General features: G+C 74.8%; 19 protein-coding genes and 1 pseudogene. 11 read left to right on the forward strand and 9 right to left on the reverse strand.

The features are described 5' to 3' along the window. Positions 1–512, reverse strand: a pseudogene (locus HGCM_RS19520) (hypothetical protein); the annotation flags it as partial. Positions 513–646: 134 nt separating this feature from the next. Between HGCM_RS19520 and HGCM_RS00285 the strand changes: the two are divergent. Both HGCM_RS00285 and HGCM_RS00290 read left to right on the forward strand, forming a co-directional pair. Next, a complete protein-coding gene (locus HGCM_RS00285; RefSeq protein ID WP_019134899.1) occupies positions 647–1,699 on the forward strand; it encodes a zinc-dependent alcohol dehydrogenase family protein in 1,053 nt (350 codons plus the stop codon). Between the two features lie 238 nt (positions 1,700–1,937). Further along, the gene (locus tag HGCM_RS00290) at positions 1,938–3,863 is read left to right on the forward strand and encodes a penicillin-binding transpeptidase domain-containing protein (RefSeq protein WP_026075145.1); all 1,926 of its coding nucleotides are present in this window, start codon (positions 1,938–1,940) and stop codon (positions 3,861–3,863) included. A gap of 55 nt (positions 3,864–3,918) precedes the next feature. Here HGCM_RS00290 and araA read toward each other — a convergent pair whose 3' ends face one another. From araA to HGCM_RS00305, 3 genes are read right to left on the reverse strand one after another with little or no spacing between them, the layout of a single operon-like run. Further along, entirely contained in the window at positions 3,919–5,424 is a 1,506-nt protein-coding gene (gene araA, locus HGCM_RS00295) for an L-arabinose isomerase (protein WP_019134901.1), read from the reverse strand. Beyond that, positions 5,421–6,197 carry an L-ribulose-5-phosphate 4-epimerase gene (locus HGCM_RS00300; protein WP_019134902.1) on the reverse strand — a complete coding sequence of 259 codons (777 nt, stop codon included), beginning with the start codon at positions 6,195–6,197 and terminating at the stop codon, positions 5,421–5,423. The genes araA and HGCM_RS00300 overlap by 4 nt, the downstream gene beginning before the upstream one ends. After that, on the reverse strand, positions 6,194–7,807 hold the full coding sequence (locus HGCM_RS00305) for a xylulokinase (RefSeq protein WP_019134903.1): 1,614 nt from the start codon (positions 7,805–7,807) through the stop codon (positions 6,194–6,196). The genes HGCM_RS00300 and HGCM_RS00305 overlap by 4 nt, the downstream gene beginning before the upstream one ends. Before the next feature lie 515 nt (positions 7,808–8,322). Between HGCM_RS00305 and HGCM_RS00310 the strand changes: the two genes are divergently transcribed. Together HGCM_RS00310 and adhE are read left to right on the forward strand one after the other, a co-directional pair. After that, on the forward strand, positions 8,323–8,448 hold the full coding sequence (locus HGCM_RS00310) for a hypothetical protein (protein WP_026075146.1): 126 nt from the start codon (positions 8,323–8,325) through the stop codon (positions 8,446–8,448). A 158-nt stretch (positions 8,449–8,606) separates the two neighbouring features. Next, positions 8,607–11,333, forward strand: a complete 2,727-nt coding sequence (gene adhE, locus HGCM_RS00315) for a bifunctional acetaldehyde-CoA/alcohol dehydrogenase (protein WP_019134905.1) — start codon at positions 8,607–8,609, stop codon at positions 11,331–11,333. Between the two features lie 117 nt (positions 11,334–11,450). Here adhE and HGCM_RS00320 read toward each other — a convergent pair whose 3' ends face one another. Then, on the reverse strand, positions 11,451–11,960 hold the full coding sequence (locus tag HGCM_RS00320; RefSeq protein ID WP_019134906.1) for a hypothetical protein: 510 nt from the start codon (positions 11,958–11,960) through the stop codon (positions 11,451–11,453). 95 nt (positions 11,961–12,055) lie between these two features. On the opposite strand from HGCM_RS00320, the gene HGCM_RS00325 reads away from it, so the two are divergent. Further along, on the forward strand, positions 12,056–13,273 hold the full coding sequence (locus HGCM_RS00325; RefSeq protein ID WP_019134907.1) for a pyridoxal phosphate-dependent aminotransferase: 1,218 nt from the start codon (positions 12,056–12,058) through the stop codon (positions 13,271–13,273). A 19-nt stretch (positions 13,274–13,292) separates the two neighbouring features. Here HGCM_RS00325 and HGCM_RS00330 read toward each other — a convergent pair whose 3' ends face one another. From HGCM_RS00330 to HGCM_RS00340, 3 genes are all read right to left on the reverse strand, one after another. Continuing rightward, the gene (locus HGCM_RS00330; RefSeq protein WP_019134908.1) at positions 13,293–14,681 is read right to left on the reverse strand and encodes a multidrug effflux MFS transporter; all 1,389 of its coding nucleotides are present in this window, start codon (positions 14,679–14,681) and stop codon (positions 13,293–13,295) included. 145 nt (positions 14,682–14,826) lie between these two features. Beyond that, complete coding sequence (locus HGCM_RS00335) at positions 14,827–15,945, reverse strand: adenylate/guanylate cyclase domain-containing protein (protein WP_019134909.1); 1,119 nt, start codon at positions 15,943–15,945, stop codon at positions 14,827–14,829. A gap of 14 nt (positions 15,946–15,959) precedes the next feature. Continuing rightward, positions 15,960–16,826, reverse strand: a complete 867-nt coding sequence (locus HGCM_RS00340) for a biotin--[acetyl-CoA-carboxylase] ligase (protein WP_019134910.1) — start codon at positions 16,824–16,826, stop codon at positions 15,960–15,962. A gap of 153 nt (positions 16,827–16,979) precedes the next feature. On the opposite strand from HGCM_RS00340, the gene HGCM_RS00345 reads away from it, so the two are divergent. Genes HGCM_RS00345 through HGCM_RS00360 form a run of 4 tightly spaced genes read left to right on the forward strand, consistent with a single transcriptional unit; the run spans position 16,980 to position 21,085 of the window. Next, on the forward strand, positions 16,980–18,575 hold the full coding sequence (locus HGCM_RS00345; RefSeq protein ID WP_019134911.1) for an acyl-CoA carboxylase subunit beta: 1,596 nt from the start codon (positions 16,980–16,982) through the stop codon (positions 18,573–18,575). Next, positions 18,572–19,147: a hypothetical protein gene (locus HGCM_RS00350; protein ID WP_019134912.1), complete on the forward strand. Its 576-nt coding sequence runs from the start codon at positions 18,572–18,574 to the stop codon at positions 19,145–19,147. Before HGCM_RS00345 ends, HGCM_RS00350 begins: the two co-directional genes overlap by 4 nt. Further along, the gene (locus HGCM_RS00355) at positions 19,144–19,365 is read left to right on the forward strand and encodes an acyl-CoA carboxylase epsilon subunit (protein WP_019134913.1); all 222 of its coding nucleotides are present in this window, start codon (positions 19,144–19,146) and stop codon (positions 19,363–19,365) included. Before HGCM_RS00350 ends, HGCM_RS00355 begins: the two co-directional genes overlap by 4 nt. 49 nt (positions 19,366–19,414) lie before the next feature. Next, on the forward strand, positions 19,415–21,085 hold the full coding sequence (locus HGCM_RS00360; RefSeq protein ID WP_019134914.1) for a DUF885 domain-containing protein: 1,671 nt from the start codon (positions 19,415–19,417) through the stop codon (positions 21,083–21,085). Between the two features lie 85 nt (positions 21,086–21,170). Here HGCM_RS00360 and HGCM_RS00365 read toward each other — a convergent pair whose 3' ends face one another. Next, entirely contained in the window at positions 21,171–21,890 is a 720-nt protein-coding gene (locus HGCM_RS00365; RefSeq protein ID WP_019134915.1) for a vitamin K epoxide reductase family protein, read from the reverse strand. 91 nt (positions 21,891–21,981) lie between these two features. Here HGCM_RS00365 and HGCM_RS00370 point away from each other — a divergent pair, with 91 nt between their 5' ends. Together HGCM_RS00370 and HGCM_RS16200 are read left to right on the forward strand one after the other, a co-directional pair. After that, positions 21,982–22,671, forward strand: a complete 690-nt coding sequence (locus tag HGCM_RS00370; RefSeq protein WP_019134916.1) for a Maf family protein — start codon at positions 21,982–21,984, stop codon at positions 22,669–22,671. 197 nt (positions 22,672–22,868) lie between these two features. After that, on the forward strand, positions 22,869–23,870 hold a 1,002-nt coding region (locus tag HGCM_RS16200; RefSeq protein WP_218917025.1), incomplete at its 3' end, for an acetyl-CoA carboxylase biotin carboxylase subunit.

Consider the following 23,870-nt stretch of genomic DNA (forward strand, 5'->3'; position numbering starts at 1 on the left):
GGCGCCGCTGCGTGCCCGGCCGCGCGCAGCGCGGACCCGGCGCGGCTCGGTGGCGTGGCCGGCAGGCGGTCCCGCAGCAGCGCGACGAGGCGCTCCACGCTCGGCCGCGAGGAGCCGTTGTAGGGCACGGCGACCGTGCGGCCGTCACGTGCGAGCACGTCGAGCCGGCCGTCGAGCATGCTCACCGAGTCGCGCACGGCGGCCACGTCCGCGAGCCGGACCGCACGCGCCGCGTAGGCGCCGGTGGCCGCGTCGGCCGGCACGCCGCGGGCCCCCGGCCGGCTGAGGACGGTCAGCTCGTCGGGCCCGAGCGCGAGCAGGTGGTCGTACAGGTCCATGTCGGGCGTCGCGTCCCGCCGGGCGACGTCGCGCGGCACCTTGACCACGAGCTCGTCGTCGCCGAACGTGAGCCCGTGGCCGCGGAACAGCCGCGGGACGTCGTCCGGCGTACGGACCTCGTCGACCCACGGCCCGAACCGGTCGTACTCGCTCGTCCCGGCTGCAGTCGCCACGGCGTCTCCTCGTCACGGCGGCGGGCGCTCCCGCCTCCGCCGACCGTATCCCGCCCGACGACGCGCGCCCGCGGGACCCGTCCTAGATTGTCCCGGGGCCCACGGCGGGCACCGCGAGACTGAGACGAGGACGCATGCGCGCGACGGTCATCCACGGGGAGCGGGACATCCGGCTCGAGGAGGTCCCCGACCCCGTCCTGCGGTTCGGGACCGACGCGGTCGTGCGCGTCGTCGCCGCGTGCGTGTGCGGCTCGGACCTGTGGCCCTACCGCGGGGTGACGCCGACGCGCCACCCGCACCGCATCGGGCACGAGTTCGTGGGTGTCGTCGAGGAGGTCGGCACCGACGTCGCGCGCATGGCCGTCGGCGACTTCGTCATCGCGCCCTTCTACGTCTGCGACGGGACGTGCGCGAACTGCCGCAACGGCGTCAGCACCTCGTGCCTGCACGGCGGCTGGTGGGGCGGCGCCGACACCGAGGGCAACTCGGGCGACGGCGGCCAGGGCGAGCGGGTCCGCGTGCCGCAGGCCGACGGCACGCTGGTCGTCGTGCCGGGCGGGCAGCCCGACGACGCGCTGCTCCCCGGCGTGCTGACGCTGTCCGACGTGATGGGTACCGGGCACCACGCCGCGGTCTCGGGCGGCGTGCGCCCGGGCTCGACGGTCGCGGTGGTCGGCGACGGTGCGGTCGGCCTCTGCGCCGTCATCGCCGCGACGCGCCTCGGGGCCTCGCGCGTCGTGGCCATGTCGCGGCACGAGCAGCGCCAGGCGCTCGCGCGGGCCTTCGGCGCCACCGACGTCGTCCCCGAGCGCGGCGACGACGGCGTCGCGCGCCTGAAGGACATGTTCGGCGGGATCGGCCCGGACGTCGTGCTGGAGTGCGTGGGGACGAAGGAGTCGATGGACCAGGCGCTGCGGTCGGCGCGGCCCGGCGGCCAGGTGGGCTTCGTCGGCGTCCCGAACGGCGGCCCCGAGCTGCCGGTCCGGACGATGTTCGACTCGAACGTCGGCGTCCGCGGCGGCGTCGCCCCGGTGCGCGGGTACATCGAGGAGCTGCTCCCCGAGGTGCTCGACGGGCGGATCGAGCCCGGGCGGGTCTTCGACCTCGAGCTGCCCCTCGCGCAGGTCGCCGAGGCCTACGCCGCGATGGACGAGCGCCGGGCCACCAAGGTCCTCCTGCGCCCCTGACCCGAGCCCGAGATCGTGACTTCGGCCCGAGATCGGCACGTGGACGTCACGATCTCGGGCCGAGCTCACGATCTCGGCGGTGGCGGGGATCCGCGAAAGCGGTCCCGCGTGTCGGCGCGGGGTGGCAGGCTCGCCCTGGGCCGCCGTGGCACGGCGCGACCCGTCCCCCCGCGACCCCGCCCCTGGCACGGGCCGGGCTGCGCCGGGGCCACGAGCAGCGACGACGAGGGGGCGGCAGGTGCGACGCGCGACGCGGCGGCGATGGGTGGGGGCGGCTGCGGTCGGGCTCCTCGTGCTCCCCGGGCTGGCGGCGTGCACGTCGAGCCCGCCCGGGCCGCGCCAGGCCGCCGAGCAGCTCGCGGCCGTGCTCCCGGCCGGCGACCTCGCCAGCCTCGACCTCGCGGACACGAACGTGCAGCGGCTGACCGCGACCCGCACCGCGGCCTTCGAGGGCCTGTCGGGCTGGACGGCCACCGTGGTCGCCACGCCGGTCCTCGACGAGGACGACGACGCGAAGGCGACGGTGCAGCTCGCGTGGACGTGGGACGTGCCCGACCGCGACGACGAGTGGACGTACACGACGAGCGCGGAGATGGTTCGCGACGACGCGGACGTCTGGCGCACCACGCTGACGGCCGCCGACCTGGCGCCGGACCTCACCGACGGCGAGCGGCTCGTCGTCGAGCGGGACCGCCCGCCGCGCGCCGACGTGCTCGCCGGTGACGGCAGCCCGATCGTCGAGCCGCGGCCGGTGCACCGGATCGGGATCGACAAGACCCGCGTGGACGCCGCGGGTCAGGCCAAGGCGGCCGCCTCCCTGGCGAAGGCGCTCGAGCTCGACGTCGACGCCTACGTCCAGCGCGTCGCGGCCGCGGGCCCGAAGGCGTTCGTCGAGGCGATTGTCGTGCGCGACTCCGACCGCGGCTACGACGTCGCGCGGCTCGCGGGCATGACGGGCGTCAACGCCGTGCCGGACACGCTGCCGCTGGCGCCGACCCGGACGTTCGCCCGCCCGGTCCTCGGCACGGTGGGCCAGGCGACCGCGGAGCTCGTCGAGCAGTCGAAGGGCGCCGTCGTCGCCGGCGACCTCGCCGGGCTGTCCGGGCTGCAGCGGCAGTACGACGCGCAGCTGCGCGGGCGGCCGGGCGTCGCCGTGACGGCCGTCGGCGCGGACGGAGCGGAGCGGGAGCTGTTCCGCGTCGAGGCGGTCGCGGGCACGCCCCTGCGCACCACGCTCGACGTCGGGGTGCAGAAGGCCGCCGAGGCGGTGCTGCGCCAGGTCGGGCCGGCCTCCGCCATCGTCGCGATCCGACCCTCGACGGGCGACGTGCTGGCGGCGGCGAGCGGGCCGGGCGGCGACGGGCTCTCGACCGCGACCCTGGGTCAGTACCCGCCGGGCTCGACGTTCAAGGTCGTCACCACGCTGGCGCTGCTGCGCGCCGGCCTCACCCCCGACAGCGAGGTCGCGTGCACCCCCTCGGTCGACGTCGACGGCCGTGAGTTCCGCAACTTCCCCGACTACCCGTCCGACCGGCTCGGGACGGTGTCGCTGCGCACCGCGTTCGCGAACTCGTGCAACGCGGCGTTCATCGCCGAGCGCGACAAGGCGCCGATGGACGAGGTGGCCGCGGCCGCTGGCTCGCTCGGTCTGACCGGTCAGGCCGACCTCGGCGCCTCCGGGTTCTTCGGCGAGGTGCCCGCGCGGGCCGACGGCACCGCGCACGCGGCCGCGCTCATCGGCCAGGGCCAGGTGCTCGCCTCGCCGCTGGGCATGGCCACGGTCGCGGCGTCCGTCGCGCGCGGCGCCACCGTGCACCCCCGGCTCGTCGTGCCGGACGACGGCGCGCGGAGCCCGAGCGCCGCGCCCGACGGCGGCCGGGACGCCGAGCCGCTCACAGCTGACGAGGCGGACGCCCTGCGCTCGCTCATGCGCTCCGTGGTCACCGAGGGCGGCGCGACCTTCCTGCAGGACGCCCCGGGCGGCGAGGTGGCCGCGAAGACCGGCACCGCCCAGTTCGGCCCGACCGGCGGGACGAAGAACCACGCGTGGATGATCGCGGTGCAGGGCGACCTCGCCGTGGCCGTGTTCGTCGCGGAGGGCGACTACGGCTCGACGACGGCCGGGCCGCTCCTCGAGGACCTGCTGCGGCGCCTGCACGGCTGACCGCGCGCCGACCGGCGGCCGCCCGGAGCTGGGAGGGCGGCCGCCCGTCGGCGGCTCAGAGCCCGGCGGCCAGCCGGTGGTAGGCCGCGTTCCAGCGGACCTGGTCCCGGAACCCGCGGCGCGTCGTCTGCTCGTCGATCACGAGCAGCTCGGCACCGGCCAGGTCGGCGAAGATCTCGAACGCCTCGACACCGGCCGCCGTCGACATGACCGTGTGGTGCGCCCCGCCGGCGGTCAGCCAGCACTCGGCGCTGGTCCGGAAGTCGGGCCGGGGCCGCCACACCGCGCGGGCCACCGGCAGGTGCGGCAGCGGGGCGGGCGCCGCCACGACGTCCACGACGTTCGCGGTGAGCCGGAACCGGTCGCGCATGTCCGCCAGCGAGACGACGACGCCCTCGCCCGGGTCGGCGTCGAACACCATGCGCACGGGGTCGTCCTTGCCGCCGATGCCGAGCGGGTGGATCTCGACGCGGGGCGTCGACGTGGTGAGCGAGGGGCAGATCTCGAGCATGTGCGCGCCCAGGATCAGCTCGTGCCCAGGCGTGAGGTCGTAGGTGTAGTCCTCCATCAGCGAGGCGCCGCCCGGCAGGCCCTCGCCCATGACCTTCGCGGCGCGCACCAGCACGGCCGTCTTCCAGTCGCCCTCGGCGCCGAAGCCGTAGCCCTGGGCCATCAGCCGCTGGACGGCCAGCCCCGGCAGCTGCCGCAGGTCGCCGAGGTCCTCGAAGTTCGTCGTGAACGCGCGGGCACCCAGCCCTTCGAGCAGCGTGCGCAGCGCGACCTCCTGCCGCGCGGCGTACCGCAGAGACTCGTGGCGCTCGCCGCCCGCCCGCAGCTCGGGCACCACGTCGTAGAGGTCCTCGTACTCCTTGACCAGCGTGTCCACGTCCGCGTCCGCGACCTCGGCGACGGCCGCGACGAGGTCGTTGACGCCCCACGTGTTCACCGAGACCCCGAACCGCACCTCCGCCTCGGTCTTGTCGCCCTCCGTCACCGCGACGTTGCGCATGTTGTCGCCGAAGCGGGCCAGGCGCAGCGACTGGGTCGCCGCGCGGCCGGCGGCGGCCCGCACCCACGTCCCGACGCGCCGCGTGACGGCCGGGTCGCTCACGTGCCCGGCGACCGTCGTGCGCGTGACACCCATCCGCGCCGCGACGTAGGCGTACTCCCGGTCGCCGTGCGCCGCCTGGTTGAGGTTCATGAAGTCGAAGTCGATGGTGTCCCAGGGCAGCTCGACGTTCGCCTGCGTGTGCAGGTGCAGGAGCGGCTTGGCGAGCGCGGCCAGGCCGTGGATCCACATCTTCGCGGGGCTGAACGTGTGCATCCACGTGACGACGCCGAGCACCCGGTCGTCGGCGTTGGCGTCGAGCATCGCGCGGCGGATCGAGGACGAGTCCTTGAGCACCGGCTTCCAGACGACCCGCGCGGGCACGTCGCCGGACGCGTCGAGGGCCCGGGCGACCTCCTGGGACTGCTCCGCCACCTCGCGCAGCGTCTCCTCGCCGTACAGGTCCTGGCTGCCGGTGAGGAACCAGACCTCGTGCTCGGCGTAGGGCTTCATCGGGTGCTCTCCTGATCCTCGAGCGGTGCGTCGGCGGGCGCGGGGAGCGGCTCGACGGGTGCCGAGTCCCCCTGCCCGTAGACGTGCTGGTAGCGGGCGTACAGCCGGTCGACGTCGTCGGGCGCGATCGGGACGAGCTCGCCCAGCTGGCGCGCCAGGTGGACGGTGCGCGCGACCTCCTCCACCATGACCGCGGCCTTGACGGCGTCCCGCGCGTCCCGCCCGATGGTGAACGGGCCGTGGTTGCGCATGAGCACGGCGCGGCTGCGCGAGCCGGACAGCGTCTCGACGATCCCGCGGCCGATGGAGTCGTCGCCGATGAGCGCGAAGGGGCCGACCGGGATCGGCCCGCCGAACTCGTCGGCCATCATCGTGAGCACGCACGGCACGGGCTCCCCGCGGGCGGCCCAGGCGGTCGCGTACGTCGAGTGGGTGTGCACGACGCCGCCGACGTGCGGCAGGTGGCGGTAGACGTACGCGTGGGCGGCGGTGTCCGACGAGGGCGCACGGTCACCGTCGACGAGCGTGCCGTCGAGGTCGCACACCACCATCGAGTCCGCCGTCAGCTCGTCGTACGTGACGCCCGACGGCTTGATGACGAGCAGGTCGGCGGGGCCGGGGGCGTCGCCCACCACGACGCGCTGCGAGACGTTGCCGGCGGTCCACACCACGAGCTCCCAGCGCGGCAGCTCCGCGTGCAGGCGGGCGACGACCTCGCGCACGCGGGCGACCTCGTCGCGCACCCGGGCGGGGTGGCCCTGCAGCCCGCTCATCGGCCGGGGCCCGCCGCCGTGGCGTCCACCGCGGCGCGCTCGATCGCCAGCCCGGCCTCGTACGCGTCCAGGTAGGCGGCGTACCCCGCCACGTCGTCGGCGTCCGGCGCCACGACGTCGACCTCGGCGTCCGCGAACACCTCGTCCAGGAACGCGTGCAGGTCCCGCTCCCGCGCGGCCGCGAGGTAGGACGCGAGGACGGCGATCCCCCACGCGCCGCCCTCGCCCGCGCTGCGGCCCACCGCGACCGGCGCGTCCACCGCCGCCGCCAGGAAGCGCTGCGCGACGCCGGCCGTGCGGAAGACCCCGCCGTGCGCGACGAGCGAGTCGAGCGCGACGCCCTCGCGGGCGAGCACGCGCATGCCGAGGCTGAGCGTCGCGAAGACGCCGTACACCTGCACGCGGGCGAGGTTGGCGAGGCTGAGCCGGGAGCCGGGTGTGCGGACGACGAGAGGGCGACCCTCCGGCAGCCCGGTGATCGGCTCGCCCGCCAGGTAGTTGTAGGCCAGCAGGCCGCCGCCGTCCGGCTCCCCGTCGAGCGCCGCGCGCAGCAGCGCCTCGAACACCGCGTCGGGGTCGTCGTCGTGGCCGAGAGCGCCGGCGAACGAGCCGAGCACCTGCGCCCACGCGGCGAGCTCGCTGGCGCCGTTGTTGCAGTGCACCATCGCGACCAGGTCCCCGGCGGGCGTCGTGACGAGGTCCACCTCGGGGTGCACCTGCGCGAGCGGCTTCTCCAGCACGACCATCGCGAAGACGCTCGTCCCGACGCTGACGTTGCCGGTGCGGGGCGCCACCGCGTGGGTCGCGACCATGCCGGTCCCGGCGTCCCCCTCCGGCGGGCACAGCGGGATCCCCGGCTGCAGCGTGCCGGTCGGGTCCAGCAGCGCCGCGCCCTCGGCGGTGAGCGAGCCCGCGTCCTGGCCCGCGACGAGCACCTGCGGGAGGAGCTCGACGAGCGGGGCGGGCAGCCGGCCGGCGAGCAGCGCGTCGAACCGGCCGAGGCGGTCGGCGTCGTAGTCGCGCGTCGCGGGGTCCACCGGGAACATGCCGGACGCGTCGCCCACGCCGAGCACGCGCCGGCCGGTGAGGCGCCAGTGCACGTACCCCGCGAGCGTCGTGAGGAACGCGATCCGCGGCACGTGCGGCTCCTCATCGAGCACCGCCTGGTGCACGTGGGCCACCGACCACCGCAGCGGGACGTTGTGCTCCAGCACCGCCGTGAGCTCGGCCGCCGCGCGCTCCGTGCTGGTGTTGCGCCACGTGCGGAACGGCACGAGCAGCTCGCCGTCGGCGTCGAACGCCAGGTAGCCGTGCATCATCGCGGACACCCCGAGCGCCCGGAACGTCGTCGGGCGCACCCCGTAGCGGGCCTCGACGTCGCGCAGCAGGTCCGCCGTGCAGGCCTGCAGGCCCTCCCACACGTCCTCGAGCGTGTACGTCCACGTCCGGTCGACGAAGCGGTTCTCCCAGTCGTGGCTGCCGCCGGCGATCGGGCTGTGGTCCGGGCCCACGAGGCAGGCCTTGATGCGCGTCGAGCCGAGCTCGATGCCCAGGCTGGTGCGCCCGTCGACGAGGGCCGCGCGCACGGCTCCGAGGTCCGGGCTGGGCATCGGCGGGCTCCTTCGCTCGCGTCGTCGCACCGCCCGCGTCGGCGGCGCTGTCGTATGTTAACGCTCACATCGGCCCGGGGCGCAAGCCTCCGCGCCCGTCCGGCACGGCGCGCACTGGGGGCGGCCGCCGGGACGTTGGTCCCGCCCTCGCGGGCCCGTGCGCTCGTAGGTTCGTCTCGTCGCTGCGGCACGACCTGCCGGAGCGGCGGCCGAGGCACTGGCCGCGGTCCGCACGCCGCTGGAGGGCAACCGGACCGCCTGGCGGGAGCGTGAGGTCCACACCTCACGAGCGGTCGCGTCGTCCCCCCGACGCTGGACCGCCCCCGCCCCGACGCCCCGTCCGGGCGCGACCACGCGCCGGGCGGGGCGTCGCTGTGCGCGCAACCGGGTCGCGGCCCGCCCGGGCGCCGCCCGTGTGTCGCGACAGGCCTCGTCCCTGCCGTCCGGTCGGGTGAATTCCGGATCGATCCGCGTGGTGCGTTGTCCGTCACACTCCACCTGCCGATCTTGAAGACATGGCCGAACGACAGGTGCAGCGCGAGCTGCGGCACCGCCACTGGGAGTGGTGGGTCGTGAGCGCCGTGATGTCCGTCGGCCTCCTCGTCGTCGCCGGCCTCACGGCGGCCGCCGGCCTGCTCTAGGCCCTTCCCCGGGGCCTGCGCGGCCCGGCGTGGCGCGCACCACGTCCTCGGGACCTTTGCCCCATTTCATGGGACGACTTCGCCCCTAGCGTCGTAGACGTCGGCACCGCACTCCAGCGCAGAACCCGCCGGCACCCACGAGACGCAGGGAGAGTCCGGTGACCACGACGACGAGCAAGGCGAAGAAGTCCAGTACCCCCGCGGCCGCACCGGCCGCAGCCGTCACGGCGGAGGTGGACGTCGCGGCAGCCGTCGACCAGCTCGTCGCCAACGCCACGAAGGCGCTCGCCGAGTTCGCGTCGATGACGCAGGAGGACGTCGACCGCTTCGTCAAGAAGGGCTCGGTCGCCGCCCTGGACCAGCACGGCGTGCTCGCGAAGATGGCGGTCGACGAGACCGGCCGCGGCGTCTTCGAGGACAAGGCCGTCAAGAACATCTTCGCGTGCGAGCACGTGACGAACTCGATGGCCGACCTCAAGACGGTCGGCGTCATCCACGTCGACGAGCTCAACGGCATCACGGAGATCGCCGAGCCCGTGGGCGTCATCGCGGGCATCACGCCGGTGACCAACCCGACGTCGACCGCGATCTTCAAGTCGCTCATCTCGCTCAAGACGCGCAACCCGATCATCTTCGCGTTCCACCCGAACGCCCAGCGCTCGTCCGTCGCCGCCGCGAAGGTCGTCCGCGACGCCGCGGTCGCCGCCGGCGCGCCCGAGCACTGCATCCAGTGGGTCGAGGCCCCGTCGCTCGAGGCGACCGGCGCGCTCATGAACCACCCGGGCGTCGCGACCATCCTCGCGACCGGCGGCAACGCGATGGTCAAGGCCGCGTACTCGTGCGGGAAGCCGGCGCTCGGCGTCGGCGCCGGCAACGTCCCGGCCTACATCGAGAAGACGGCCAAGCTTGCCCGCGCCATCAACGACGTCGTCATGTCCAAGTGCTTCGACAACGGCGTGATCTGCGCCTCCGAGCAGGCGGCCATCATCGACGCCGAGATCTACGACGACGCGATGGCCGAGTTCGCCCGGCTGCACGCCTACCGCACGACGCCCGCCGAGAAGGCCCTGCTCGAGCGGTTCATCTTCGGCGCCGAGGCCGGCGGCGAGAACTGCGCCGGCGCGAAGCTCAACCCCGCCGTGGTCGGCAAGTCGCCCGTCTGGATCGCCGAGCAGGCCGGCTTCACGGTCCCGGCCGACACGTCGATCATCCTGGCCGAGGTCGAGGGCGGCGTCGGCCCGCAGGAGCCGCTGACGCGCGAGAAGCTCTGCCCCGTGCTCGCGGTCCTGCGCGCGACCAGCACCGAGGAGGGCATCAGCCTGTCCGAGCGCATGGTCGAGTTCGACGGCCTGGGCCACTCGGCCGCGATCCACACCCGCGACGAGGCGCTGACGGTCGAGTTCGGCCGTCGCGTCAAGGCGATCCGCGTCATCGCGAACGCCCCCTCGTCGCTCGGCGGCATCGGCGACATCTACAACGCCTTCATCCCCTCGCTGACGCTGGGCTGCGGCTCCTACGGCCACAACTCGGTGTCCAACAACGTCTCGGCGGTGAACCTCATCAACGTCAAGCGCGTCGGTCGTCGGAACAACAACCTGCAGTGGTTCAAGGTGCCGGCGAAGACCTACTTCGAGCCGAACGCCATCCGCTACCTCGCCGACATGGCCGACGTCGAGCGCGTCACGATCGTCACCGACGCGACCATGACGACCCTGGGCTTCGTCGACAAGGTGCTCGACGTGCTCAACCGGCGCGGCACCAAGGTCGCCGTCCAGATCATCGACGAGGTCGAGCCGGAGCCGTCCGTCCGGACCGTGCAGAAGGGCGCCGCGAGCATGCGGCACTTCCGGCCCGACACGATCATCGCGCTCGGGGGCGGCTCGCCGATGGACGCCGCGAAGGTCATGTGGCTGCTGTACGAGCACCCGGAGATCGTCTTCTCCGACCTCAAGCAGAAGTTCTTCGACGTCCGCAAGCGTGCGTTCAAGTTCCCGGTGCTGGGCGACCTGGCCAAGCTCGTCTGCATCCCGACGACGTCGGGCACGGGCGCCGAGGTCACGCCGTTCGCCGTCATCTCCGACCCCGACGCCGGCAAGAAGTACCCGCTCGCGGACTACGCCCTGACGCCGACGGTCGCGATCATCGACCCGGTGCTGACGAGCAAGATGCCGCGCTCGCTGGCCGCCGACTCGGGCTTCGACGCCCTCACGCACGCCACCGAGGCGTACGTGTCGGTCTACGCCAACGACTTCACCGACGGCATGGCGCTGCAGGCGATCCGGCTCATCTTCGACAACCTCGCGCAGTCCGTGAACGGCGACCCGACCGACCCGGCCACGCAGGACGCCCGCGAGAAGATGCACAACGCCGGGACGATCGCCGGCATGGCGTTCGGCAACGCGTTCCTGGGAATCGTGCACGCGATGGCGCACGTCATCGGCTCCACGTACCACCTGGTGCACGGCCGGACGAACGCGACCCTGCTGCCGCACGTGATCCGCTACAACGGCACGGTCCCGACCAAGCTCACGAGCTGGCCGAAGTACGAGTCCTACGTGGCTCCCGAGCGGTTCCAGCAGATCGCGCAGATGCTCGGCCTCCCGGCGGCGACGCCGGCCGAGGGCGTCGAGTCCTACGCGATCGCGGTCGAGGCGCTGCGCGCCAAGGTCGGCATCCCGGCGTCGTTCCAGGCGCAGGGCGTGGACGAGCAGCAGTTCGTCAGCCGCCTCGACGAGGTCGCGATGGGTGCCTACGAGGACCAGTGCGCCCCGGCGAACCCGCGCATGCCGATGATCGACGACATGAAGGACATCATGACCGCGGCCTACTACGGCACGTCGCTGGAGGACGTCCGTCGCCGCAGGAGCGAGCCGGCGCAGGCCTGAGGTCCGTCACCGGCGGGCTCCGTCCTCCCACCGGCCCGCCGCTCGCTCCGACGCCCCGTCCCGCCTCACGGCGGGGCGGGGCGTCGTGCGTCCGGGGTCGTGCGCGGCCGCGTGCGGTCAGCTGCCGGACGCGTCGCGCAGCTGGTCGCCGAGGCGCGAGAGCTCGGTCGCGAGGGAGTCCAGGCCGTCCGCCGCCGATCCGGACGCCTCCTGGCGGGCCTTGTCGAGCTCCGCCGTGGCGTCCTCGACCTGCCGGCGCGCGTCCGCGACGGCCTGCTGCCCGTCGGCCGACGCGTCGGAGCGGGCCTTCTCCAGCGCGGCCTGCGCGTCCTCGACCGCCGTCTGCGCGTCGGTGACGGCCTTCTCGGCCTGCGTGCGCGACTCGCCCTGGAGCTGCTCGAGCTGCGTGCGGGCCCGGTCGACCGCGGCGCGGGCCTCGTCCGCCTGCGCCCGGGCCGACTCCACGGCCTCGCGCGCCTGGCCGACGGCGTCCTGCGCCTGGGAGGCGGCGTCCTGCGCGCCCTCCCGGACGCGGTCCAGGTCGGAGTCGGAGCAGGCGGCCAGCGGTGCGACCGCGAGCAGGCCCGTGAGCGCGAGCGCGGCGAGGGGGCGACGAGGGGTGCCCATCGTGGTTCCTCCAGTGGTCGGGTGCCGCCCAGTGTCCCGGACGCGCCCGCCGCGCGCGACGGGTCGCGTCGCGGGCGGCCCCTATCCTCGCCCGTGTGAACCTCCGCTGGCGTGACGTCGCCGCCGCCACGGGCCTGCTCGGCGCCGACGGCTCCGTGCGGTCCACCGTCTTCGCCGAGATGTCCGCGCTCGCGGCCGCGACCGGCGCCGTCAACCTGGGCCAGGGCTTCCCCGACGTCGACGGGCCCGCCGCCGTCGTGCGCGCGGCGCAGGACGCCCTCGCGGCCGGGGCGAACCAGTACCCGCCCGGCCCCGGGATCCCGGAGCTGCGGCGCGCGGTGGCCGAGCACCAGCGCGACCGGTACGGCCTCACGCCCGACCCGGACCGCGAGGTGCTCGTCACCGCCGGTGCGACCGAGGCGCTCGCGGCCGCCGTGCTGGCCCTCGCCGGGCCGGGCGACGAGGTCCTCACGCTGGAGCCGTACTACGACGCGTACGCCGCGGACATCGCCCTGGCGGGCGCGCGGCACACCACCGCTCCCCTGCGCGCGACGCCGCAGGGGTTCCGGGTCGACCTGGAGGCGCTCGAGGCCGCGTTCACCGACCGCACCCGGCTCGTCCTGCTCAACACCCCGCACAACCCCACGGGCGCGGTGCTCTCGCGCGAGGAGCTGGAGGCGGTCGCGCGCCTGGCGGTACGGCACGACGCGGTCGTCGTCACCGACGAGGTGTACGAGCACCTCGTCTTCGACGGCCTGCGGCACGTGCCGATCGCGACGCTGCCCGGCATGGCGGAGCGCACGCTGACGATCTCCTCGGCGGGCAAGACGTACTCGTTCACCGGGTGGAAGGTCGGCTGGGTGACGGGGCCCGCAGCGCTCGTCGAGGCCGTCCGGACCGTGAAGCAGTTCCTCACCTACGTCAACGCCGCGCCGCTGCAGCCGGCGGTGGCGTTCGCCCTGGGCGACCCGGGCGTCGCGCGCTGGGTGCGGGAGCTCGCGGCGTCGCTCGAGCGTCGACGCGACCTGCTCGTGGAGGGGCTGACGGCGGCCGGCTTCGGCGTCGTCCGGCCGCAGGGCACGTACTTCGTGCTGGCCGACGGGCGTCCGCTCGGCCACGACGACGGCACCGAGCTGTGCCGGCGGCTGCCCGCGCTCGCCGGGGTCGTCGCGGTGCCGGTCGGCGCGTTCACGCGGCCGGGCTCGACGACCGACGCGGAGCTGCGCTCGTGGGTCCGGCTCACCTTCGTCAAGCGCGACGAGGTCCTCCGGGAGGCCGTCGAGCGCCTGGCGGCGCTGCGCCCGGCGGGCTGACGGTCCGCGGACGGCCGCGTCAGACGGTCGCCCAGGCCCCGCCCCGGTGGTAGGCCGGCGTCGCGACGGCGAGCACGACGAGACCGAGCAGGGACGCGCCGGCCATCACCGCGGTCATCGCGAGCGCGTCGCCGCCGAGCAGCCCGGACAGCGGGCTGACGAGCCCGCCGACCCCCGCCTGGAACGCCCCGATGAGCGCGGCGGCGGTGCCCGCGATCTCGCCGTGGCGCGTCAGCGCGAGGGCCGACGCGTTGGGCGGGATGAAGTTGACGAGGGTGAGGGACGCCCACAGCCCGACGAGCAGGCCCAGCAGGCCGCCGGCACCGGTCAGCGCCAGCACGACCATGGTGCCGGTCAGGACGACGGCCACCGGCACCGCGACGCGCAGGATCCGGATCGGCGCCACGCGCTGGACGAGGGCCGCGTTCACCTGGGCCCCGGCCACCAGGCCGATCCCGTTGACCGCGAACACGAGGGAGAACTCGAGGCTCGACATCCCGAACCCCTCGCGCAGCACGAACGGCGACGCGACGACGTAGCTCATGAGCATCGCGCTGGCGAGCCCGGGCAGGAGCGCGAGCCCGAGGAACGTCCGGTCGCGGAACAGCGAGCGGTACCCGGACAGCGCGGTGCGCAGGCCGCCGGTACGTCGCCGGTGGGCCGGGAGCGTCTCGGGCAGCCGCAGCCACACGGCGAACCACAGGACGACGCCGAACAGCCCGAGCGCACCGAAGACCGCGCGCCAGCCCAGCTGACCCGCGATCAGACCTCCGATCGAGGGCGCGAACAGCGGCGCGACGCCGATGACGAGCATGAGCCGGGACATCAGGCGGCTCGCGTCGGAGCCGACGAAGCGGTCGCGGATGACCGCCATGGCCACGACGGTCGCGGACGCGTTGAAGAAGCCCTGCGCCGCGCGCAGCCCGATCAGCGGGAGGATCGCGGGGGCCACCGCGCACAGCACCGACGTCACGACGTGCAGCGCGACGCCGACGAGCACGGGCCGACGACGGCCGAACCGGTCCGACAGCGGGCCGATGACGAGCTGCCCGACCGCACCGCCGATCATCATCGCGGTCATCGTGAGCTGCGCGGCGGTCGCCGAGGTCTGCAGGTCGCGCGCGACCTCGGGCAGCGACGGCAGGTAGATGTCCGTCGAGATGGCCGGCAGCGCGCACATCAGGCCGAGCATGAGGACGTACTTGGCGTTCGGCCGGTAGTGCGGCGTCGACCCGGCCGCCGGGGCGCCGGTGGGCTCCGTGCCGGGCGCCTCGACGGCGTCGGTCGGACCGGGGGCCACGGGCGCACCCTCGCCGACGGGAGGCGTGCCGAGCTCGAGCGGGTCGTCGGACGGGGAGGAGCCGGCGGGAGGGGCGGGTGCGAGGCGGGGGGTGGGGCGCGTGGTCATCGGACCTCGATCGTCGCACCGCGGACGAGGCGTGTCGAATCGTTTCGAGAAAACTGGCGGACGCCTGGGCGACGCTCACCACGCGGTTGACCCGCGCATTGCCCGGCGGTGTCTCGCAGCCTCCGCCGGCCGGCCCGGGCGGGCGTCAGGCGCGGGAGAGGCGCACGGGGTGGACCACGCCGATGCCCGCCAGGTCGCGCGGCTCCAGCTCGTCGAGCTCGAACCGGGCGTCCCCGCGCAGGACGGCCGCCGTGGCCGGGTCGGTGAGGACGGTGCTGGGCTCCGCGATGTCCGCGAGCCGCGCCGCCAGGTTGACGGTGGGCCCGAAGACGTCGCCGAAGCGGGACAGCACCCGGCCCCAGACGAGGCTCACACGGACCGGGGTGACGCCTCGCGCCCCCTCGGCGAGCCCGCCGGTGCGCCGCTCGCGGTCCACGTCGAGCTCGCGCCCCAGCGCGTCCGCCAGCCCGCACGCGACGGCGGCCCCGGTCACCGCCTCGTCCGCGACGAAGAGCACCGCGTCGCCGATGGTCTTGACGACCCGCCCGCCGTTCTCCGTCACGACGTCCCGGGCCGCCGCCTCGAAGCGCTGGACGAACTGCGAGAGGTCGGTCGAGCCGAGGCCCGCCGTGCGGCGGGTGAACGACACCATGTCGGCGAACCCGACGGCGCGCGCGAGCGGCAGCGCCCGGTTGTCGAGGCCGGGGTCGCCCATCTCCGCGTACTCCGCGGCGTACCGGCCCGCGATCGCCGCGAGCTGCCGGCGGTAGGAGTGCACGAGCTGCGCCTCGAGCACCGGTGCCAGCTCGACGAGGCGGTCGAGCACCAGCAGCCGGGCCGTGGCGTCGTCCAGCTCGTAGCGGTTCGTCATGTCCTCGACGAGGGCCTCGACCTGCCACAGCGCGAGACGGTCGGACGTGTGCCCGAGCGCGCGCGTCAGGGAGACGACGGTCCGCAGGTCGAGGCCGTGCTCGCGCACCAGCGCGGCCGCCCGGTCGACGGCCTGCGCGTCGAGGTCGGTGTACACGTGGTCGTCGGGGTCGGCGTGCGGCAGCCCGAGCGTCGTCCAGAACGCGGAGGCCACGTCGACGCCGACCCTGGCGCGCTCGGCCAGGTCGCGCAGCGACAGCACGCGTGCGCCGCCGAGCAGGGCGGCGTCGATCTCGGCGACGGTCGAGGAGTCGGCGCCGTCCGCCGGCGCGGGGTCCGCGCCGGGCGTCACGTCGGACGGCGACGTCGCCGCTGCCTGCTCGCCCTCGGACACCCTGCGAGGGTAGTTCACACGACGCGCAGGTGACGCACGTCACCGGCCAGCACGCGGCGCTCGTCGCCGTTCTGGCCGGACACCACGAGCGCGCCGTCGGCGTCGAGCCGCGACGCCAGACCGGTCACGACCTCGCCGCCCGGCAGGTCGACCGCCACCCGCGCCCCGAGCGTCGCGCACACGTCCGCCACCTCGCCCGCGAGCCCCGCGGCCGCCACGTCGCCCGCCGCGTCTCGCCAGCGGCGCCCCACCTCGTCCAGCGCGTCGACGAGCGCGGTCAGGACCCCGAGCCGGTCCACGTGCCGGGCGCCCGCGAGCGCGAGCGAGGTCGCCCACGGCACCGGCAGCTCTGCCGGTCCCTGGAGCACGTTGACGCCGACGCCCACGACGACGGCGGCCGCGCCGTCCGGGCGCGGGACGAGCTCCGTGAGGATGCCGCCGACCTTGCGGTACGGGCCCCACCCCTCCAGCTCGTCGTCGGCGGGCACCAGCAGGTCGTTCGGCCACTTGAGCGCCGCCGCCACCCCGGCGGTCGCGCGCAGCGCGTGCACGGCCCCGAGGCCCGCCACGAGCGGCAGCCACCCGAGCGACCTGCCGCCGGGGGGCGCGCGCAGGACGAAGGTGCAGGTGAGGGCCGTCCCTGCGGGCGTCTCCCACGTCCGGCCCGCGCGGCCGCGGCCGGCGACCTGGTGGTCCGCCACCAGCACGCTGCGGTCCGGCCACGCGTCGGGGTCGGCGCGCAGCGCGGCGACGACGTCCTCGTTCGTCGACCCTGTGGACGCGACGACCTCGACCCGCGCGAGCGGGCCGTCGGGCGCCTCGAGCAGCGAGCGGACGAGGGACGGGTCGAGCGGCGGACGCGGCGGGACGGCGGACGTCATGCGGGCCATCATGGCCCGCACGAATGCCCGGCGTCGCGGGCTGACGGACCTGCGGTGCCCGCCGCCGGTTGTGGGATCCCGACGGACACGCGGGGCGAAACCCGTCATCGCCCTGCAGCCCGTGTGCGGGTGCCGACAACTAGCCTCGGTCGGGTGACGGAGACCCGGACCCCCTCGCCCCCGCGCTCGACCGCGGCCAAGCTCGCCGACCTGGCGGAACGCCGCCGCGCCGCCGAGGCCGCCGAGCAGGGCGCCGCGGAGAAGCAGCACGCGCGCGGCAAGAAGACGGCGCGCGAGCGCATCGAGGCGCTGCTCGACGAGGGCTCGTTCACGGAGATCGACGCGATCGTCCGGCACCGCTCCACGAACTTCGGGCTCGAGCGCCGGCGCGTGCCGGGCGACGGCGTGGTCACCGGCCACGGCACGGTCGACGGCCGCCCCGTCGCCGTGTACTCGCAGGACTTCACGGTGTTCGGCGGCAGCCTGGGCGAGGTCCACGGCCAGAAGATCACCAAGGTGATGGACCTGGCGCTGCGCACGGGGGTCCCGCTGATCGGCATCAGCGACGGCGGTGGCGCGCGCATCCAGGAGGGCGTGGCCGGGCTCACCCAGTTCGCCGAGATCTTCCGCCGCAACGTCGCCGCCAGCGGGGTGATCCCGCAGATCAGCCTCATCCTCGGACCGTCGGCGGGCGGTGCCGTGTACTCGCCGGCGCTCACCGACTTCATCGTGATGGCCGACGGCACGTCGAACATGTTCATCACCGGCCCGGACGTCATCCGGGCGGTCACGGGCGAGGACGTCGGCTTCGAGGAGCTCGGTGGCGCGAGCACGCACAACACGCGCTCGGGCGTGGCGCACTACCTCGCGCACGACGAGGACGACGCCATCGACTACGTCCGGTCGCTGCTCGCCTACCTGCCGCAGAACAACCTCACCGACCCGCCGGTGTTCCCGCACGAGAGCGACCTGTCGCCGTCGCCCGAGGACGAGGCGCTCGACACGCTCGTCCCGGACTCCGACAACCAGCCGTACGACATGCGCACGGTGGTCGAGACGGTGCTCGACGACGGCGTGCTGCTCGAGGTGCAGCCGCTGTACGCGCAGAACGTCATCGTCGGCTTCGGGCACGTGGAGGGGCACCCCGTCGGGATCGTCGCGAACCAGCCGCAGTCGATGGCCGGCACGCTCGACATCAACGCCGCCGAGAAGGCGGCGCGCTTCGTGCGCACGTGCGACGCGTTCAACGTGCCGGTGCTGACGTTCGTCGACGTCCCGGGCTTCCTGCCCGGCACCGACCAGGAGTGGAACGGCATCATCCGCCGCGGTGCCAAGCTCATCTACGCCTACGCGGAGGCCACCGTCCCGCTCGTCACGGTGATCACCCGCAAGGCGTACGGTGGCGCGTACATCGTCATGGGCTCCAAGCAGCTCGGCGCCGACGTCAACCTGGCGTGGCCGACCGCGCAGATCGCGGTGATGGGCGCCGGGGGCGCCGTCAACATCCTGCAGCGCGGCGCCCTGAAGAAGGTGGCGGAGGACGGCGGCGACGTCGAGGCCGAGCGCTCCCGCCTGACGGCCGAGTACGAGGAGGCGATCGTGAACCCGTGGGACGCCGCGGACCGCGGCTACGTCGACGCGGTGATCGAGCCGTCGGCGACACGCGCCGAGATCACCCGCGCGCTGCGCCTGCTGCGCACCAAGCGCGCGGCGCTGCCGCCCAAGAAGCACGGGAACATCCCGCTGTGAGCGACGCCCACGGCCACGACGACCTCGGCCACGACCACGAGCACGGCGACGACGCGGCGCACGGCCCGGAGCCGCTGACCGGCGTCGACCCCGAGCAGCTGCACGCGTCGGTCGACCGGCTGGCCGCGGCGCTGCACCGGTACGTCGACACGGCCGTCGGCGTGCGCTCGGAGTTCGGGGCGCACGAGGCGGACGAGGACCCTCGCGTCCTGTCGATCGAGCACGAGGTCGGCGGCCTGAACGCCGAGCTGTACGACCTGCTGCACACCCGGCTCGGCATGCACGCCGACCTCACCGGCATGTCGTGGGGCGACGAGGACGAGAGCGACGACGACGCGGCGCCCTCCGACGAGGTGCTCGACTCGTTCCACCTCGGCTTCGTCGTCGGGCCGGGGCCCGCGGCCTCCGACCGCTCCCTCGACTCCGTGCTCGACGTGCTCGACTCCAGCGGCGCGGACATCGCGCAGGCGCTCGTCGACGCGGGGTTCGAGGTCACGGAGTGGGGCGTCTCGCGCGGCGCTCCGGTGCTGTTCGAGGAGGTCGACGAGGACGACGAGGAGGGCGACCGATGACGACGGACCACGCCGACCGCGCCCACGTGCACGTCGTGCGCGGCGCCCCCGACGAGGTCGAGCTCGCGGCCCTCGTCGCGGGCCTGCTCGCGACGGCACCCGTCGAGGACCCCGCGCTCGCGCACCCGCCCGCCTGGACGGACCACCGCCGCTGGGTGCGGGGTCCCGTCGCGTCCCGGCCCGGCCCCGACGCGTGGCGCTGGAGCCTGCGCGGCTGACGTCCGTGCCCGGCCGCGCGTCGTCGGGGCCGGCCACTAGGGTCGAGCGGTGACCACTCGCGAGCAGACCCCGATCGACGCCGTCGCCGAGGCGTACGTGGACACGTACGCCCGCCTGGACCCCATCGCCGCCACCGAGATGGGCGTGGCCGGCCACGACGCCGAGATGACCGACCTCTCCCCCGCGGGCCACCACGCCCGCGCGGACGCCGCGCGCTCGACCCTCCTGGCCCTGGAGGGCCTGGTGCCGGCCGACGCGACCGACGAGCTGACGCTCGCCGCGATGCGCGAGCGCCTCGGCCTGGAGCTCGAGCTCCACGCCGCGGGCGAGAACCTGCGCGACCTCAACAACATCGCCTCCCCCGTGCAGGGGCTGCGCGACGTCTTCGACCTCATGGCGACCGACTCCGAGTCGGACTGGGCCGCGGTCTCCTCGCGGCTGCAGCAGCTGCCGGGCGCCGTCGAGGGCTACGTCGAGTCGCTGCGCCTCGCCGCGTCCCGAGGGCAGGTGGCGGCGGTGCGCCAGGTGCACGAGGCGGTCCAGCAGGCCCAGGAGCTCGCCGAGGCGGACTCGTTCTTCACGTCGTTCGTCGGCGGCGCGCAGGTCGGCGACGCGCTGCGTGCCGACCTCGAGCGGGGTGCGGCGGCATCGCGCGAGGCGTACGGCCGGCTGGCGGAGTTCCTGCGCGACGAGCTGGCGGCGCAGGCGCCCGAGCAGGACGCGGCGGGCCGCGAGCGGTACGCGCTGTGGTCGCGGGCGTTCCTCGGCGCCGCGGTGGACCTCGACGAGACCTACGCCTGGGGGCTCGAGGAGCTGGCCCGCGTCGTGGCCGAGCAGGAGGCGGTCGCCGGCCAGGTGGCCGGGCCGGGTGCGACCGTCCAGGACGCGGTCGCGCTGCTCGACCAGGACCCGTCCCGCCGGCTCGAGGGCACGGAGGCGCTGCAGCGCTGGATGCAGGAGACGTCCGACGCGGCGATCGCCGCCCTCGACGGCGCGCACTTCGACATCCCGGAGCCGCTCAAGACGCTGGAGTGCCGGATCGCGCCGACGCAGAACGGCGGCATCTACTACACCGGCCCCAGCGACGACCTGACGCGGCCCGGCCGCATGTGGTGGTCGGTGCCGCCGGACGTCACGACGTTCAACACCTGGCGCGAGAAGACGACCGTCTACCACGAGGGCGTGCCGGGGCATCACCTGCAGGTCGGCCAGGCGGTGTGCGCGCGCGACACGCTCAACTCGTGGCGACGGCTCGCGTGCTGGACGTCCGGCTACGGCGAGGGCTGGGCCCTGTACGCCGAGCGGCTGATGGCGGACCTCGGCTTCCTCGACGACCCGGGCGACCGGCTCGGCATGCTCGACGGCCAGCGGATGCGGGCCGCCCGCGTCGTGTTCGACCTGGGCGTTCACCTCGGCCTCCCCGCGCCCGAGCGCTGGGGCGGCGGCACGTGGGACGCCGACAAGGGGTGGGAGCTGCTGCGCTCGAACATCAACATGCCCGAGTCGTTCATCCGGTTCGAGTGGAACCGGTACCTCGGCTGGCCCGGCCAGGCGCCGTCGTACAAGGTCGGCCAGCGGCTGTGGGAGCAGGTCCGCGACGAGTACGTCGCGACCGCCCGGGAGCGGGGCGACGAGGCGGACCTGCGGGCCTTCCACGCCAAGGCGCTCGGCGTCGGCGCGCTGCCGCTCGAGGTGCTCCGCACCGCCGTGCTGGGCTGAGGCCCTCGACGCCACGAGGCGGCGGCGACCCGGTAGGTCGCCGCCGCCTCGTCGTCTCGCCTCGTCGTCCCGCGGGGGGCGTCGGTCAGGCGATGATCGAGCCGCCGTAGCGCAGGACGATCATCGCGGCGATGCCGACGAGGAACGCGACCGTGACGTACCAGTCGTAGCCGTGCGCGACGAACCGGCGTGCCCAGGGGCCGGCCCGGCCGGGCAGGGTCAGGTCGCCGTCGCGGATGTTGATGCGCGTGAGGCCCGCCCACACCAGCGTGGTGGTCAGCGTGATGAGCAGGCACCACGGGCACAGCGCCTTGATGACGAAGAACGCCATGCCGAACAGCCAGATCGCGAACACGAAGCCGATCGTGTAGATCACCTGCGCCGTCAGCATGAACCACCGCGGGAAGCGCACGCCGCCGATGAGGGCGACCGCGACGGTCAGGACGACCGCCTCGGCGGCGATGCCGAGGAACGCGTTCGGGAACCCGAGCAGCGTCGCCGCCCAGTGCTGCGCGACCGTGCTGCAGGAGATCGTGGCGCTCAGGTCGCAGCTGAGGTTCGGCGTCTCGCCCTCGGCGAGCCCGGCGAGGTAGACGGCCTCGATGGACAGGACGAACGACGCGTACAGCCCGATGAGGCCGGAGACCACCATCTCGATGGCCGTGCGGCGCCGCCACGCCAGCGAGGACGGCCGCTCGAGGTCGGGGTCGTCGTCGGCGAGCAGCGCGTCGACCTCCTCGTCGGTGAGGTCGTCGAACTCGGTCTCGTCGACGGGGGCGGTGCCCTTGCGCACGTCACGGCTCACCCGGACATTGTGCCCTCCGCGGCTGTGGGCCAGGGCGGACTTCCGTCCGGGCCCGCGCGTGCTCGACCGGCACGACCTAGGCTCGGCCCCCGTGACCCGACTGCTGCTCGCCTCCGCCTCCCCCGCGCGCCGGGCGACGCTCGTCGCCGCGGGCATCGACCCCCTGGTCGTGACGTCGTCCGTCGACGAGCCGGCCGTCCTCGCCGAGGCCGAGCGGCGCTACGACGGGCTCGAGCCGGCGGACGCCGTGCTCGTCCTCGCGCAGGCCAAGGCGCAGGACGTCGCGGCGCACCTGCCCGACGAGCTCGCGGACGCGGGCGACCTGCTGGTGCTCGGCTGCGACTCGATGCTCGAGCTCGACGGCCGGGTCCTCGGCAAGCCCGCCGACGCCGCCGACGCGGTGGAGCGCTGGCGCGCGATGCGCGGGCGCGAGGGGGTGCTGCACACCGGGCACTGGCTCGTCGACGAGCGGGACGCCGACGCGTCCGCCGGCGACCCGCGACCGGGCACGCTCGGCGCCGGCCGCGGGGCGGTGCTCGGCGCGACGTCGTCGACGGTCGTGCGCTTCGCCGACCTCAGCGACGCGGAGATCGACGCGTACGTGGCGACGGGCGAGCCGCTGCACGTCGCCGGGGCGTTCACGGTGGACGGCCTCGGCGGCCCCTTCGTCACGTCGATGGACGGCGACTACCACGGCGTCGTCGGCCTGAGCCTGCCGCTGCTGCGGGAGCTGCTCGCCCAGGTGGAGGTCTCGATCACCGACCTGTGGCGGCGCGGCTGACCTGTCGTCCTCGCCGCCCGCGGGCGGGGCCTCGTTGTCGTCCCGGCACAACGGCCGCCGCCGTGGGACGCTCCTGCCCCGTCCGCATCGTCGGGACCCTACAAACCTCGGCCGACGCCAGCGGTGCGGTCCTCCAATGTTGCCCGCGCGCCCGGGCAGCGCCGTCCGGCCGCCGCGGGCTCGCGTTACGGTGAGCCGTGCCCCTCATCTCCAAGGTCCTCGTGGCCAACCGCGGCGAGATCGCCGTCCGCATCGTCCGGGCGTGCCGGGACGCGCAGATCTCGTCCGTCGCCGTCTACGCCGACCCCGACCGCGAGTCGCTGCACGTGGGTCTCGCCGACGAGGCCTACGCGCTGGGCGGCGCCCGGGCGGCCGACACGTACCTGGACATCGCGAAGATCGTCGACGTCGCGCGGCGCAGCGGCGCCGACGCCGTGCACCCCGGGTACGGGTTCCTCGCGGAGAACGCCGACTTCGCGCGGGCCGTCCTCGACGCGGGGCTGGTGTGGATCGGCCCGCCGCCGTCGGCCATCGAGGCCCTGGGCGACAAGGTGAGCGCCCGGCACATCGCGCAGCGCGCGGGTGCACCGCTCGTGCCGGGCACGCCCGACCCGGTCGCGAGCGTCGAGGAGATCCACGCCTTCGTCGCCGAGCACGGCCTGCCGATCGCCATCAAGGCGGCGTTCGGCGGCGGCGGCCGCGGCCTCAAGGTCGTGCGCAGCGCGGACGAGATCGACGAGCTCTACGAGTCCGCGGTGCGCGAGGCGGTCGCCGCGTTCGGGCGGGGCGAGTGCTTCGTCGAGCGCTACCTCGACAAGCCCCGCCACGTCGAGACGCAGTGCCTCGCCGACGCCGAGGGCACCGTCGTGGTCGTGAGCACGCGCGACTGCTCGCTGCAGCGCCGCCACCAGAAGCTCGTCGAGGAGGCGCCGGCGCCGTTCCTCACCCCCGAGCAGCGCGAGCAGCTCGTCGGCGCGTCGGTCGCGATCCTGCGCGAGGCCGGGTACGTCGGCGCCGGCACGTGCGAGTTCCTCGTCGGGCTCGACGGCACCGTCTCGTTCCTCGAGGTCAACACCCGGCTCCAGGTCGAGCACCCGGTGACCGAGGAGGTCAGCGGCATCGACCTCGTGCGCGAGCAGCTGCGCATCGCGGCGGGCGAGCCGCTCGGCTACGACCGCGTCGAGACGCGCGGGCACTCC

It is taken from the genome of Cellulomonas massiliensis JC225 (genome assembly GCF_000312005.1).
Classification (GTDB): domain Bacteria; phylum Actinomycetota; class Actinomycetes; order Actinomycetales; family Cellulomonadaceae; genus Cellulomonas; species Cellulomonas massiliensis.

Coding starts and splice junctions, on each gene's coding strand:
- HGCM_RS00340 (WP_019134910.1), bottom strand. CDS start 16,826: ATGACGTCCGCCGTCCCGCCGCGTCCGCCGCTCGACCCGTCCCTCGTC.
- HGCM_RS00330 (WP_019134908.1), bottom strand. CDS start 14,681: ATGACCACGCGCCCCACCCCCCGCCTCGCACCCGCCCCTCCCGCCGGC.
- HGCM_RS00310 (WP_026075146.1), top strand. CDS start 8,323: ATGGCCGAACGACAGGTGCAGCGCGAGCTGCGGCACCGCCACTGGGAG.
- HGCM_RS00320 (WP_019134906.1), bottom strand. CDS start 11,960: ATGGGCACCCCTCGTCGCCCCCTCGCCGCGCTCGCGCTCACGGGCCTG.
- HGCM_RS00355 (WP_019134913.1), top strand. CDS start 19,144: ATGACGACGGACCACGCCGACCGCGCCCACGTGCACGTCGTGCGCGGC.
- HGCM_RS00300 (WP_019134902.1), bottom strand. CDS start 6,197: ATGAGCGGGCTGCAGGGCCACCCCGCCCGGGTGCGCGACGAGGTCGCC.
- HGCM_RS00305 (WP_019134903.1), bottom strand. CDS start 7,807: ATGCCCAGCCCGGACCTCGGAGCCGTGCGCGCGGCCCTCGTCGACGGG.
- araA (WP_019134901.1), bottom strand. CDS start 5,424: ATGAAGCCCTACGCCGAGCACGAGGTCTGGTTCCTCACCGGCAGCCAG.
- HGCM_RS00285 (WP_019134899.1), top strand. CDS start 647: ATGCGCGCGACGGTCATCCACGGGGAGCGGGACATCCGGCTCGAGGAG.